The sequence below is a fragment of the Azospirillum sp. P4_B5 genome (assembly GCF_056402275.1).
Map to the genome: position 1 here is coordinate 123,358 of NZ_JBFUHT010000033.1, position 13,794 is coordinate 137,151.

Annotated in this window: 15 protein-coding genes; 13 read left to right on the top strand and 2 right to left on the bottom strand. The window is 68.8% G+C overall.

The window, feature by feature from the left end; all coding sequences use genetic code 11:
- The first annotated feature begins 240 nt into the window (after positions 1-240).
- From AC1DVI_RS22905 to pcsA, 13 genes are all read left to right on the top strand, one after another.
- Complete coding sequence (locus AC1DVI_RS22905) at positions 241-891, top strand: TetR/AcrR family transcriptional regulator (protein ID WP_149166725.1); 651 nt, start codon at positions 241-243, stop codon at positions 889-891.
- Positions 888-1,835 (top strand): HlyD family secretion protein, encoded by a 948-nt coding sequence (locus tag AC1DVI_RS22910; protein WP_476959918.1) that lies wholly within the window; start codon positions 888-890, stop codon positions 1,833-1,835. Before AC1DVI_RS22905 ends, AC1DVI_RS22910 begins: the two co-directional genes overlap by 4 nt.
- Positions 1,832-2,773 (top strand): ABC transporter ATP-binding protein, encoded by a 942-nt coding sequence (locus tag AC1DVI_RS22915; protein WP_476959919.1) that lies wholly within the window; start codon positions 1,832-1,834, stop codon positions 2,771-2,773. The genes AC1DVI_RS22910 and AC1DVI_RS22915 overlap by 4 nt, the downstream gene beginning before the upstream one ends.
- Positions 2,770-3,174, top strand: coding sequence for a hypothetical protein (locus AC1DVI_RS22920; RefSeq protein WP_476959920.1), 405 nt, complete (start codon positions 2,770-2,772; stop codon positions 3,172-3,174). The genes AC1DVI_RS22915 and AC1DVI_RS22920 overlap by 4 nt, the downstream gene beginning before the upstream one ends.
- A 99-nt stretch (positions 3,175-3,273) precedes the next feature.
- Positions 3,274-4,407 carry an ABC transporter permease gene (locus AC1DVI_RS22925; protein WP_476959921.1) on the top strand — a complete coding sequence of 378 codons (1,134 nt, stop codon included), beginning with the start codon at positions 3,274-3,276 and terminating at the stop codon, positions 4,405-4,407.
- A gap of 138 nt (positions 4,408-4,545) precedes the next feature.
- Complete coding sequence (gene mepA / locus AC1DVI_RS22930; protein ID WP_476959922.1) at positions 4,546-5,490, top strand: penicillin-insensitive murein endopeptidase; 945 nt, start codon at positions 4,546-4,548, stop codon at positions 5,488-5,490.
- 149 nt (positions 5,491-5,639) lie between these two features.
- Positions 5,640-6,605: an SAM-dependent methyltransferase gene (locus tag AC1DVI_RS22935; protein WP_476959923.1), complete on the top strand. Its 966-nt coding sequence runs from the start codon at positions 5,640-5,642 to the stop codon at positions 6,603-6,605.
- Between the two features lie 120 nt (positions 6,606-6,725).
- Entirely contained in the window at positions 6,726-6,851 is a 126-nt protein-coding gene (gene ykgO / locus AC1DVI_RS22940; RefSeq protein ID WP_012973122.1) for a type B 50S ribosomal protein L36, read from the top strand.
- A 172-nt stretch (positions 6,852-7,023) separates the two neighbouring features.
- A complete protein-coding gene (locus AC1DVI_RS22945) occupies positions 7,024-7,518 on the top strand; it encodes a methyltransferase domain-containing protein (RefSeq protein ID WP_476959924.1) in 495 nt (164 codons plus the stop codon).
- A gap of 118 nt (positions 7,519-7,636) precedes the next feature.
- Entirely contained in the window at positions 7,637-9,124 is a 1,488-nt protein-coding gene (locus AC1DVI_RS22950) for an FAD-linked oxidase C-terminal domain-containing protein (protein ID WP_476959925.1), read from the top strand.
- Between the two features lie 10 nt (positions 9,125-9,134).
- Positions 9,135-10,388 (top strand): glycolate oxidase subunit GlcE, encoded by a 1,254-nt coding sequence (gene glcE, locus AC1DVI_RS22955; protein WP_476959926.1) that lies wholly within the window; start codon positions 9,135-9,137, stop codon positions 10,386-10,388.
- A gap of 7 nt (positions 10,389-10,395) precedes the next feature.
- Positions 10,396-11,742 (top strand): glycolate oxidase subunit GlcF, encoded by a 1,347-nt coding sequence (gene glcF / locus AC1DVI_RS22960; protein ID WP_476959927.1) that lies wholly within the window; start codon positions 10,396-10,398, stop codon positions 11,740-11,742.
- A 129-nt stretch (positions 11,743-11,871) separates the two neighbouring features.
- Positions 11,872-12,609 carry a phosphatidylcholine synthase gene (gene pcsA / locus AC1DVI_RS22965; RefSeq protein ID WP_476959928.1) on the top strand — a complete coding sequence of 246 codons (738 nt, stop codon included), beginning with the start codon at positions 11,872-11,874 and terminating at the stop codon, positions 12,607-12,609.
- 19 nt (positions 12,610-12,628) lie between these two features.
- Here the strand turns inward: pcsA and AC1DVI_RS22970 are convergent, their stop codons facing one another.
- Positions 12,629-12,904, bottom strand: coding sequence for a hypothetical protein (locus AC1DVI_RS22970; protein ID WP_476959929.1), 276 nt, complete (start codon positions 12,902-12,904; stop codon positions 12,629-12,631).
- A gap of 86 nt (positions 12,905-12,990) precedes the next feature.
- Positions 12,991-13,668 (bottom strand): hypothetical protein, encoded by a 678-nt coding sequence (locus tag AC1DVI_RS22975; RefSeq protein ID WP_476959930.1) that lies wholly within the window; start codon positions 13,666-13,668, stop codon positions 12,991-12,993.
- Between the last annotated feature and the right edge of the window lie 126 nt (positions 13,669-13,794).

Genomic DNA, 13,794 nt, shown 5'->3' on the forward strand with positions numbered 1-13,794 from the left:
CTTTGACCACCGGTGCGCCCGCCGCGCGTGCTTCCGTGACAAGCCGTTCGCGCTGCGGACTGTCGAAAGTTTCGGAAACTCTCGGGCGAAAGGCAAGCCCTTTTGCATATCAGTTGCTGCGGCGCACAATGACTTATGGCTGCGGCAGAACGGCGCAACCCTTGAGAAAACTGGAGTTTCAGCCGGAAATGAACTAATAACTGACTGGTCAGTAATATTTTCTCCACCCTGGGGGACGGAATGCCGGAGGATGTTCCCGCCGCTCCGCGCTGGCGCCGCCGGAAGGAGGCGCGTCCCCGGGAGATCGTCGACGCGGCCCTGACCGTCTTCGGCGAGCGCGGCTTCGCGGCGACGCGGCTGGAGGACGTCGCGGCGCGGGCCGGTGTCAGCAAGGGCACGCTCTATCTCTACTTCCCGAACAAGGAGGAGCTGTTCAAGGCGGTGGTCCGCGAGGCCATCCTGCCCAACCTGGACATGGCCGAGCGCCTGCTCGCGGGGGCGCTGGGGCCGAGCTTCGCCGTTCTGGAAACGCTGTTGACCCTCTTCGCGACGCGCATCCTGAAATCCCGCGCCGGGGCCATTCCCAAGCTGGTCATCGCGGAGGCCGGCAATTTCCCCGATCTCGCCCGCTTCTATCACGACGAGGTGATCCGCCGCGCCTTCGCCCTGCTGGCGGCGGTGCTGGAGCGCGGCATGGCGCGCGGGGAGTTCCGCCCGGTGGACGTCGATTCGACCGTCCGGCTGATCGTCGCGCCGATGCTGATGAGCGCGCTGTGGCGCTCCTCCTTCGAAGCGCTGGAGGACCGGCCGCTGGACGTTCGGAGGCTGGTGGCCGCGCACCTCGACGCGCTGCGCCGGACCCTCGCTCCGGAGGGAGGACCGACGTCATGAGCTGGATCGCCGAAACGCTGGCGGCGGCCCTGGCCGTTTTCGGACTGGGCGGCGGGGATGCCGTGCCGCTGGCCCATGGTTACGCCGAGGGCGAGTATCTGCGCATCGCCGCCCCGGTGGCCGGGACGCTCGACACGCTGGCGGTGACGCGCGGCGGGCGGGTGGAGGCGGGCGCCCCCCTCTTCGCGCTCGACCGCACCAGCGCGCGGGCGGAGCGCGACCGGCTGGCCGCCGCGCTGGCCCAGGCGCGGGCGCTGCTGGCCGACCTGCGGACGGGACGGCGCCCCGACGAGCTGGCGGTGGTCGCCGCCCAGCGCGCGCAGGCCGAGGCGGCGCTGCGCTACTCCGAAGCGGAGCTGGCGCGGCAGCAGACGCTGGTGGCGCGCAAGGTCAGCTCCGACGACCGGCTGGACGCCGCCCGCGCCACCCGCGACCGCGACCGCGCGCGGCTGGAGGAGTTGACCGCGCAACTGGCCGTCTCCAACCTGCCGGCCCGTCCCAACCAGCTCCGCGCCGCCGAGAACGCCGTCACCCAAGCCGAGGCGGCGCTGGTCCAGGCGGACAAGCGCTTGGCCGAGCTGGCCCCGCCGGCGCCCGAGGCGGGACTGGTCGAGGACACGCTGTTCAACCCCGGCGAATGGGTGCCGGCGGGCGCCCCGGTGGTGTCGCTTCTGCCGCCGGGGAAGCGGAAGCTGGTGGTCTTCGTCCCGGAACCGCTGATGGCCCGCGTCCGTCCGGGTGACCGGGTGACGGTGCGCTGCGACGGCTGTCCGCCCGGCCTGTCGGCGCGCGTGACCTACGTGGCGCCGCGGGTCGAGTACACCCCGCCGGTGATCTACAGCGTCGGCAGCCGCGAGAAGCTGGTCTTCCGCGTCGAGGCGCGGCTGGAGGACGGGGCAACGCTCAATCCCGGCCTGCCGGTCGATGTGGAATTGCCGCCATGAGCGGGGAGCCCGCCATCGACGTGCGCGGTCTGGTCAAGCGTTTCGGCGCCAAGACGGTGGTGGACGGCTTTTCCATCCGGGTGGAGCGCGGGCAGATCTACGGCTTCCTGGGGCCGAACGGGTCGGGCAAGACGACGACCATCCGCATGCTCTGCGGGCTGCTGACCCCCGACGCCGGGGAGGGGACCTGTCTCGGGCTCGACATCCGCCGCCAGAGCGCCGCCATCAAGCGGCAGGTCGGCTACATGACCCAGAAGTTCAGCTTCTGGGAGGATCTGAGCATCGCCGAAAATCTGGATTTCGTCGCCCGCATGTACGGGCTGCCGGACCGGCGGGCCAAAGTCGCCGCGGCGCTGGAGCGGCTGGGGCTGGGCAACCGGCGGGCGCAGCTGGCGGGGGAGCTGTCCGGCGGCTGGAAGCAGCGTCTGGCGCTGGCCGCCTGCATCCTGCACGAGCCGAAGCTGCTTCTCCTCGACGAGCCGACCGCCGGGGTGGACCCCAAGGCGCGGCGGGAATTCTGGGACGAGATCCACCGGCTGGCCGGCGACGGGCTGACCGTGCTGGTCAGCACCCATTACATGGACGAGGCGGAACGCTGCCACGCCATCGCCTACCTCGCCTACGGCCGGCTGATGACCCAGGGCAGCGTGGAGCAGGTGATCGCCACATCGGGCCTGGTCACCTACGAGGTGGGTTCACGAGGGATGGGCGGGCCGGACCTCGGGCGTGTCGCGGCGGCGCTGCGCGACCGTCCCGGTGTCGAGATGGTCGCCGCCTTCGGCGCCCGGCTGCATGTCAGCGGCGGCGATGGCGCGGAGCTGGAGGAGGCGCTGCGCCTCTGGCCCGGCGAGTCGGGCCTGCTGGTGAAACGGACGGAGCCGACTCTGGAGGACGTGTTCATCCATCTGATGAACCGCAGCACGGACAACTTCGCATGACCGCGCCGTCGGCGGGCAGGATCGGGCCGTCCCCACACCGGTGCGAAAGCCGGTGCGGGGACCAGGTTCTGCCAGACCGCCGACTCGTCGTCGTCGTAGATGACCTTCATGTCCCATTTGCAGGTCTTCTCGGCCTTGTCGAAGCTCAGTTCGAACTCCTCGCCGTCCTCGAGGACGTCGCGGCCGAGGATGTCCTCATCCCACTTCTCGTTGGCGGACTCGCTGACATAGATATGCTTCAGCGCATAGCCCGTCTCGTTCGCGATGGTGAAGTCCTGCTGCCCGGCCAGGGCGGCGCCATGAATCAGGAACAGGGCGGCCACGGCGGCGGCGCCCTTGGCAAGAACAGATGTCACAGTATGTCTCCCGCATACGAGTTAATCCTTTTGGACGGTGCTTGAAGCAATTTCGATATGTCAATGGGCACTAAGTCACCCAATGTGGCACTGAAGTAAAAGGTTGTGTTTCTTTATTGAAATGCACGGCTGGGGAGGGGTGTCATGGCGCGGTTTTCCTTTGCGCGCTTCGTCGCGGTGATGGTGAAGGAGTTCATCCAGATGCGGCGCGATCGGCTGACCTTCGCCATGATGGTGGGGGTGCCGGTGCTCCAGCTCGTGCTGTTCGGCTTCGCCATCAACTCCGACCCGAAAAGCCTGCCGACCGCCGTCCACGCCGCCGACTCCAGCCCCTTCGCGCGCACGCTGGTGTCGGCCATGGCGAACTCCGGCTATTTCGACGTGGCCCGCGGCGCCGACAGCCCGGCGGAGCTGGACCGCCTGCTGGCGGAGGGGCGGGTGCAGTTCGCCGTCACCATCCCCGCCGGCTTCGCCCGCGACCTGCAGCGGGGCGAGCGGCCGGTTCTGCTGGTCGAGGCCGACGCGACCGACCCGGCGGCGACCAGCAACGCGCTGGCCGCCCTGTCCACCCTCGCGCGGCAGGCGCTGGACCCCGATCTGACCGGCCCGCTGGCCCCTCTGCGCTCCACCCCCGACCCGGTCGAACTGCGGGTCCACCGCCGCTACAACCCGGAGGGCATCACCCAGTACAACGTGGTGCCCGGCCTGATGGGCGTGGTCCTGACCATGACCATGGTGATGATGACCGCGCTGGCCGTCACCCGCGAGCGGGAGCGCGGAACGATGGAGAATCTGCTGGCCATGCCGGTCCGCCCGTTCGAGGTGATGCTGGGCAAGATCGTGCCCTTCATCCTGGTCGGCTACATCCAGGTCGTCATCATCGTCCTGGCTGCCCGGCTGCTGTTCGGGGTGCCCATCGTCGGCAGTCTGGCGCTGCTGTCCGCCGTGCTGGTGCTGTTCATCGCCGCCAATCTGGCGGTGGGCTTCACCTTCTCCACCGTGGCGAAGAACCAGCTCCAGGCGATGCAGATGTCCTTCTTCTTCTTCCTGCCGTCGATGCTTCTGTCCGGCTTCATGTTTCCCTTCCGCGGCATGCCCGGCTGGGCGCAGGCGGTGGGGGAGATCCTGCCGCTGACCCATTTCCTGCGCATCGTCCGCGGCATCCTCCTGAAAGGCAACGGTCCGGCGGAGATCGCGGGGGAGGTGGCGGCGCTGTTGCTCTTCCTGGCGGTGGTCACCGTCGTCGCGCTGAAACGCTACCGGCAGACCTTGGACTGAGCAGTAAACGGGCGATGGCTGTGGCCCTTCATCCTTCCCGCCAAGTCGAAATCGGTTGTGACATGGGCGTGAGCCTCACGTTTCGTTAAGGAACATTGGCTCTAATCTTTCCCGATTGGCGGTCCGTGGGGGAAGATGATGGGGCGCTTGGCGATTGGCCCGACGATCGGGATTCTTGCGGCGGCCCTGATCGCCGCCGCTCTCGCCGGACCGGCCGAGGCCGGATCGTCCAAGAAGAAGAAGCCTGCACCGCCGGCTCCCAATTCCATCGCCTGGAGTCAGGTGAGCGGTCCCGCCCTGGGGCCGGCCCAGTCCATCGGCGGCTACGCCGCGGGCTGCATCACGGGGGCGCAGGCCCTGCCGGGGGAAGGCACCGGCTATCAGGTGATCCGGATGTCCCGCCAACGCTATTACGGCCATCCGGAACTGATCGACTATCTGAAGGGCTTCGGTCGGAAGGTCGCGGCGGCGGGGCTGGGGACCGCGCTGATCGGCGACATGGGGCAGGCGCGCGGCGGGCCGATGAGCTTCGGCCACGCCAGCCACCAGATCGGGCTGGACGCCGACGTCTGGCTGCGCCTCGACCACCCGCCGATGGGCCGCAACGCGCGGGAAAGCCTGGCCGAGATCAAGTACGTCGATTACGGGCGCGTCCGCGTCACCGAGGACTGGTCGGAGCGGCAGGCCCAGCTCGTCCGCATCGCCGCGAGCGATCCGCGGGTCACGCGAATCTTCGTCAACCCGGCGATCAAGCTCGCCATGTGCCGCCATTCCTGGCCGGACCGCGCCTTCCTGCGCAAGCTGCGGCCCTGGCACGGCCATGACGGGCACATGCACATCCGGCTGGGCTGCCCGGCGGGAAGCCCGCAGTGCGAGGACCAGCGCGACATTCCGGACGGCGACGGCTGCGGCGACGAGGTCGCATCCTGGCTCGGCTCCGTCTACCCGGTGGTGGAGAGGCACAACGGCAAGCCGCAGCCGCGCTACGTCAGCATGCCGCCCGCCTGCACCGCGGTGCTGCGCGCCGCCGGGACGCGGGTCGCCGCCATGGACGACCCGCATATGGAGAAGGCGTTGCGGTAATGTGACGCCGGATTTTGCGCTTGCACGAACGGAGCGCCCGGATACTGTGAAAGTCGGAATGAATTCGTTCGCATCGCGGAAAGGCCATGTCCGCCGCGCGAACGAACCGGTCGTCCGGCGGTCCAGGCAACGGGGCAGGCGCGAAGGCGATGAGCGATAGCAGCGGCAACGATCACGCGGGCGGTCCCCGCATCACGCTCAAGACCCGCCTTTACGCTTGGTGGGAGGGCTACGACCTCTCCGGCCTGAAGGGCAGGGGCGGGGAGGAGGACGGCCGGCCGCAGGCCGGCGCCGCTCCGGCCCAGCCCGCCGTCCGGGGGCATGGCCCCGGCGTGAACCGCTGGGGCAAGCCGCTGTGGAGCGCCAACCGGATCGAGGTGGCGGAGAAGCTGTGGGGCGAGGGCTTCAACACGCCGGGCGGCCACGACCACATCCCCTATCTGGTGAAGCCGCTCGGCCTGAACCCGGCGATGAGCGTGCTGGACCTGTCCGCCGGCCTGGGCGGCACCAGCCGCACCATGGCGAGCAAGTACGGCTGCTGGGTCACCGGTTTGGAGGCGTCGGAGCTTCTGGCGAAGGAGGGGATGATCCGCTCCTTCAAGGAGGGGCTGGAGAAGAAGGCCCCGATCGAAACCTACGATCCGGAGAATTTCAGTTATCCCAAGCGCGTGGACGCCATCGTCTACAAGGAGGGGATGTTCTCCGTCCGCGGCAAGGACCAGCTGTTCGACGGGATGGAACTGGCGCTGAAGCCGCGCGGCCATCTGCTGATGACCGATTACGTGATCGAGCCGGCGCTGGCCGGGGCCAAGGCCGTGCAGGTCTGGTGCGACAAGGAGCCGATGCAGCCACATTTGTGGTCCAAGGACCAGATGGCCGCCGCCTTCGCCCAGCGGAATCTGGACCTGCGAATCGCCGAGGACATCACCGACACCCACCGCGGCCTGATCGTGAGCGCCATCCAGGGGCTGGTCGAGCATTTGGAACGCCATCATCTGGATCACGAGACCAAGCTCGCCGTGATGGACGAGGTTGAGCTGTGGGTCCGCCGCGTGTCCGCCATCGAGGCGGGGATGCGGGTGTGTCGTTTCTACGCGCTGAAACCGGCGGAGTAGCGTCGAAACGGCCGCATCCTGCGGGAAACGCAACCACGACGGGGGCCGTTGACAGCGGGGGTGCGCCGCACTATGGTGCGCGCCTTCGATCGAGCCGCCGACCGACCAGGATGAAGAACTATGAAGATCGTTAACTCTCTCAAGTCGATGAAGACGCGCCACAAGGCCTGCCGCGTGATCCGCCGCAAGGGCCGCGTCTACGTCATCAACAAGCAGAACCCGCGCTTCAAGGCCCGCCAGGGCTGAGACCGGCGGCCGGGTCCGCCCGGCCGACGAGTGCTGTGTTGTTGAACGCGACGCCGCGCCGTTCCCTTGGGACGGCGCGGCGTCGCGTTTTGCGTGCCTGGCATTTGTTTCGGTTGAAAGCGGCATCAATTCCGGACAGTTTCAGGTCGCCTGTGCGATCCGGAGTTGTTTGATGACCAAAAGTTTGGACCTGGGTTGCGGACCCAACCCGAAAAACCCCTTTTCTGCGAGCGAGCTGTTCGGACTCGATGTTGAGGATCACCCCGCATCGCACATCCGGACGGCGGATCTGGCCGTGGATGCGCTTCCCTTCGAGGACGGCTATTTCGACTACGTCACCGCCTTCGACGTGATCGAGCATGTTCCGCGAATCGTCTACGCGCCGCACCGCCGCTACAGCTTCATCGCGCTGATGGACGAGATCCATCGCGTCCTGAAGCCGGACGGGCTCTTCTACTCCCAAACCCCCGCCTATCCGCACGCCGAGGCATTCCAGGACCCCACCCACGTCAACATCATCACCGAGAACACCTTCGCTCTCTACTTCGACAATCAGCACCGCTGGGCGGCCAACTATGGCTTCCGCGGGGCCTTCCGGGTGATTTCCCAGGAATGGCGCGGCTTTCATCTTCTGTCGATGCTTCAGAAGGTTCCGGCCCCGGCCTGACGGCGGCGGAGCGTTTGGACGATCGGGGACTGGTGCCGGGACCGCTTCGATGTTACCTGTGGAACGGAACGCCGCGGGAACAATCCGGGCGACGGAACCTGGGGGAGGACGGCCGGCCATGCGGATGCCCGCGCCCGACAATGGCGTCATCGCGCGCCGCCGCGAGATCATCGCAGCGCTGCGGGCCATCGTGCCCGGCGAGGGGGTGATCGCCGACGAAAGCGAACTGCGCGCCTATGAATGCGACGGGCTGACCGCTTACCGCCAACTCCCCATGGTCGTGGTGCTGCCCAGCACGACGGAGCAGGTGAGCCGGGTGCTCAGGACCTGCAAGGAAATGGGGGTGAAGGTGGTGCCGCGCGGCGCCGGCACCTCCCTGTCGGGCGGAGCCCTGCCGCTGGCCGACGGCGTGCTGCTGGGGATGGGCAAGTTCAACCGCATCCTCGACATCGACTTCGCCAACCGCTGCGTGGTGACCCAGCCGGGGGTGACCAACCTCGGCATCTCCAACGCGGTGGCGCATGAGGGCTTCTATTACGCGCCCGATCCCTCCAGCCAGATCGCCTGCACCATCGGCGGCAACATCGCCGAGAATTCCGGCGGGGTGCATTGCCTGAAATATGGGCTGACCACCAACAACGTGCTGGGGCTGGAGATGGTGCTGATGGACGGCACCGTCCTGCGGCTGGGCGGCAAGCATCTCGACGCCGGCGGCTACGACCTGATGGGCGTGGTCACCGGTTCCGAGGGGCTGCTCGGGGTGGTGACCGAGGTCACGGTGCGCATTCTGAAGAAGCCGGCCACCGCCCGCGCCGTTCTGATCGGCTTCCCGACCAGCGAGCAGGGCGGCGACTGCGTGGCCGCCATCATCGCCGCGGGGATCATCCCCGGCGGCATGGAGATGATGGACAAGCCGGCCATCCACGCGGCGGAGGATTTCGTCCACGCCGGCTACCCGCTGGACGTCGAAGCCCTGCTGATCGTCGAGTTGGACGGCCCGGCGGCGGAGGTCGACCACCTGATCGACCGGGTGGCTGAGATCGCGCGGTCCAAGGGCTGCTGCTACTCCCGGGTCTCGACCTCGGAGGAGGAGCGGCTGTCCTTCTGGGCCGGGCGCAAGGCGGCCTTCCCGGCGGTGGGGCGCATCAGCCCCGACTACTACTGCATGGACGGCACCATCCCACGCAAGGCGCTGCCCCTGGTGCTGCACCGCATGCAGGAGATGTCGGACCGCTACGCCCTGCGGGTCGCCAACGTCTTCCATGCTGGGGACGGCAACCTGCACCCGCTGATCCTCTACGACGCCAACAAGCCGGGCGAGCTGGAGCGGGCGGAGGCCTTCGGCAACGACATCCTGCGCCTGTGCGTCGAGGTCGGCGGCGTGCTGACCGGCGAGCATGGCGTGGGGGTGGAGAAGCGCGACCTGATGACCGACCAGTTCGACGAGGTCGATCTCGACCAGCAGCAGCGCATCAAATGCGCCTTCGACCCCGACGGGCTGCTGAACCCGGGCAAGGTCTTCCCCAAGCTGCACCGCTGCGCCGAGCTGGGCCGCGTGCACATCCACAAGGGGGAGCTGCGCTTCCCGGACATTCCCCGCTTCTGAGGGAGCCTTTATGACCGTGACCACCGTCAAGCCCGACTCGGCGGTCCAGGCCGCCGACGCGGTGCGCTGGGCCTTATCGGAGGGGACGCCGCTGGACGTCGCCGGTTCGGGGTCCAAGCGCGGCCTCGGGCGCCCGATCCAGACCGCCTGCACGCTCGACCTGTCCGGCCTGTCCGGGGTCGTCGCCTACGAGGCGGAGGAACTGGTGCTGACCGCAAAGGCCGGCACGCCGATGGCCGAGATCCTGCCGATGCTGGCGGAGCGCCGGCAGCAACTCGCCTTCGAACCGCAGGACCTCGGGCCGCTGTTCGGGCGGCCGGAAGGGCGGGGAACGCTGGGCGGGGTGGTCGCCAGCGGGCTGGCCGGGCCACGGCGCATCAGCGCCGGCTCCGCCCGCGACCACACGCTGGGCATCGAGGGGGTGAACGGGCGCGGCGACCTCTACAAGGGCGGCGGCAAGGTGGTGAAGAACGTCACCGGCTACGACGTGCCCAAGCTGATGGCCGGCTCCTATGGCACGCTGACCGTGCTGACGGAGTTGACGGTGAAGGTGCTGCCGGCGCCGGAGGACGTCCGGACGCTGCTGCTGGCCGGTCGCGAGGACGTCGGGGCCATCGCGGCGCTGACCGCGGCGCTGCAGAGCCCCTACGACGTGTCCGGTGCCGCCCATCTACCGGCCGCGGTGGCGGCGCGCTCCCATGTGCGGGCGGTCGCCGCGGTGGGCGGGGCGGTCACGCTGGTGCGGGTGGAAGGTTTCGGCCCGTCCGTCACCGCGCGCGTCGCCGCGCTGACGGAGGAACTTGGCGCCGACGCCGTGCTGGACCGCGACGAATCGTGGGCGGTGTGGAGGGAGGTTCGGGACGTGGCGTATTTCCGCCCCACTTCCTCCCCTGCGTCAGCGGGGGAGGGCCGGGGKGGGGGCGACGACTCCCGCCACGTCTGGAAAATCTCCGTCCAGCCCTCCGAAGGGCCGCGCGTGGCGGAGTCGATCCGCTGGGCGCTGGACGCGGAGCTGTACTTCGATTGGGGCGGCGGGCTGATCTGGGCGGCGGTGGCGCCGACGCCCGATGCCGCCTCCGCGGTCCGCGGCGCGCTGGGCACCGCCGGCCATGCGACGCTGGTGCGCGCGCCCGAGGACGTGCGGATCACGGCGGAGGTGTTCCATCCGCTGCCCGACCCGGTGATGGCGCTGAGCCGCCGGGTGAAGGAGAGCTTCGACCCCTGCGGCATCCTGAACCCCGGCCGCATGTACGCGGGAGTGTAAGGCATCCATGCAGACCAACTTCACGCTCACCCAACTCGCCAACGCCGATTACCGGGACTCGGAAGCGATCCTGCGCAAGTGCGTCCATTGCGGCTTCTGCACGGCGACCTGTCCGACCTACGTCCTGCTGGGCGACGAGTTGGACAGCCCGCGCGGCCGCATCTACCAGATCAAGGACATGCTGGAGAAGGGCGGGCCGCCCACCGAGCATCAGGTCAAGCACATCGACCGCTGCCTCTCCTGCCTGTCCTGCATGACGACCTGCCCATCGGGCGTCAACTACATGCATCTGGTCGATCACGCCCGCGCCCATATCGAGGCGACCCACGCCCGCCCGACCGCCGACCGTGCCATCCGCGACCTGCTGGCCCGCGTGCTGCCCAACCCGCGGCTGTTCCGTCTGGCCCTGATCGCCGCCTGGTTCGGCAAGCCCTTCGCCGGGCTGCTGCCGGGACGGCTGGGCGCGCTGCTGGCGCTGGCCCCGAAATCGGTGCCGGGGCCGAGCCACAGCGACCGTCCGGGCAGCCATGCTGCGGTGGGACCGCGCCGCAAGCGCGCCGCTTTGCTGGTCGGCTGCGCCCAGCAGGTGCTGGCCCCGCAGATCAACGAGGCGACCATCCGCCTGCTGAACCGCCAGGGGGTCGAGGTGGTGGTGGCCAAGGGAGCCGACTGCTGCGGCGCCCTGACCCATCACATGGGCAAGACCGACCTCAGCGACGCCGCGGCGCGGAAGACCATCGACGCCTGGATCGCCGAGATGGACGGGGAGGGGCTGGACGCCATCATCGTCAACACCTCGGGCTGCGGCACCACGGTGAAGGATTACGCCTTCCAGTTCCGCGAGGACGCGGAGTATGCGGCCAAGGCGCTGCGCGTGGCGGCCATCGCCCGCGACGTGACGGAGTTCCAGGCGGAGATCGGCCTGCCCGCTCCGGTGATCGAGACCGGGCAAGCCGTCGCCTACCACTCCGCCTGTTCGATGCAGCACGGCCAGCGCATCAAGGATCAGCCGCGCCATCTGCTGCGCAGCGCCGGCTTTCAGGTGAAGGAGATCCCGGAGGCGCACATCTGCTGCGGCTCCGCCGGCACCTACAACATGCTCCAGCCGGAGATCGCCATGCAGTTGCGCGACCGCAAGGTCCGCAACATCGAGAGCACGAAGGCCGCCGCCATCGCCGCCGGCAATCTCGGTTGCATCACCCAGATCGCCACCGGCACCGGGCTGCCCGTCGTCCACACGGTCGAGTTGCTGGATTGGGCGACCGGCGGCCCGAAGCCCGACGCCCTGCGGGACAGCCCGGCCTTCGCCGGTCCGGACCGCTTGCCGGGTGCTGCGGCGCGCGCTGCGGAGTAGGGAGCGGGTCCCCTCTCCCGTCCCGGGAGAGGGGTGCCCCCGCGGTGCGGGACAATCTCCAACACCGACCCGCTTGGACTTTTCGCGGCGTATGGCTAGGTTGGCGCCAACGGGACGATGAGGCGCTCAGTGGACAGCCGGTTCAAGGACGACAGCGACAGCGGTTACGGGATCGGGCGGCGGCTGTCGGCCTGGGGGGTGCACGCCTTCACCGGCAGCGGCGTCGTGCTGGGGTTGCTGGCGCTGCTCGCCGCGGTCAACGGCGAGGCCAAGGCGTGCCTGGGCTGGCTGGGGCTGGCGCTGGTCGTCGACGGGGTGGACGGCACGCTGGCCCGCCGCGCCTCGGTGAAAGAGGTGCTGCCGGGCATCGACGGGTCGGCGCTCGACCTCGTGATCGACTATCTGACCTACGTCGTCGTCCCGGCGGTCTTTCTGTACCGCTTCGGCCTGCTGCCCGACGGGCTGGGCGTGGCGCTGGCCGCCTTCATCATGATGACGTCGCTCTACTGCTTCTCGAACACCGGAATGAAGAGCGGCGACAACTACTTCGTCGGTTTTCCGGCGATCTGGAACGTGGTCGCGCTCTATCTGTGGATTCTGGCGCTCCACCCGTGGATCAACACCGCCGTGGTGCTGGTCCTCGGTCTGCTGACCTTCACGACGGTCAAGTTCCTGCATCCCTTCCGGGTGCGCCGCTGGATGCGCCTGAATCTTCTGGTCAGCGGAGCATGGCTCGCCTCCAGCGCGGCGCTGGTGGTCCTCTATCCGGACCGCCCCGACGCCGTCTGGTATGTCTGGCTGGCCAGCAGCGCCTATTACGCCGCGATCTGCCTGTGGCGGACGCTGCGCGGGCCGGTTGAGGCGTAAGGGCGCCTCAGAGCTTCCCTCAGGGCTTCTCGGGAGCGGTCTCCCGGTTGACGTCGTCCTTGGCGTCGCGGGCCTTCTGCTGGATGGCCGCGCCGGCGTCCTGCATCATGCGGCCGGCCTCGGCGCCGATGCCCTTGGTGGCCTCGCCCACGCGCTCCGCGGTCTGGTCCACCGCGCGCCCGATCTCCTGGCCGGTCCTCTCCGCCGACTGCTGGTCGTCGCAGGCGGCAAGCAGCGGCAGGGCCAGGAGCGGCAGGGCAAGGACGGCGGTGCGAATCCCATTACGACGAGCCATGAACTGGTCTCCACAGTTGATCCATGGAGGCTTAACGGTTCACGGAGGCGTTTGGTGCCCTCCCTCCATCAAAAGGGGAGCCTTCCTCAAAAGCGGTAGGAGGCGGTGATGGCGACGACCGGCCAGAAGCGGGCGGCGCGGATCGAATCCTCGACCTCGCGGCGCTGGTCCTCCAGAACGGCGGCGATGGCCGGCGTGGTCGCCACGCCGGGGGCGCTCAGGCTGACCCGCGGCTTGCCCTGGAACAGCACGCCGAGATCCACGCCGACGCTGAAGTTCGGGCTGAACACCGTGCCGTTGTAGCCGACGCCGGCATAGGGGGCGACGCGGTCGAAGGTCGCCTTGCCGGTCAGTTCCCCAGCCTGCTGCGGCGTGACCACCACCCCGCCGAAGCTGCGCGGGCCGGACAGGGTGCCGGTCAGGTCGGCCTTGTTGTAGTTGATCCGTGCGCCGCCGCTGATGCGGAAGCCGGTTCCGGCGACGGGATAGACGTCCAGCACCGCCCCGAAGGAGCGCAGCTTGACGTCCAGGTCGTAATCGACGCCGGAAATGCCGCGGTCGGTGCTGAAGGTGAACATGTTGCCGCCCAGGCGCAGCCCGAACATCGGATTCACCCGGTAGCCGGCCTCCAGCCCCAGGCCAAGCGTGCTGGCCTGCGCGCCGACATGGAAGGGGGACGCGACCGGACCATCCATGGTCTGGGCGGTCGCGGCGGAGGCTCCGGCAACGGCGAGGGCGAAGGCGAGAAGGGCGGCGGTGCGCATGCGGCGTTTCCCCTTGAGACGTCTCGATCGAACGGGGAACGCGGACCAACCGCAAAGGTTGCGGCCGGCGTGGGGCGCCGGCCGCGTTTCAGCTGGCTGTGGCTATAACGCCACAGTGATGGGGCG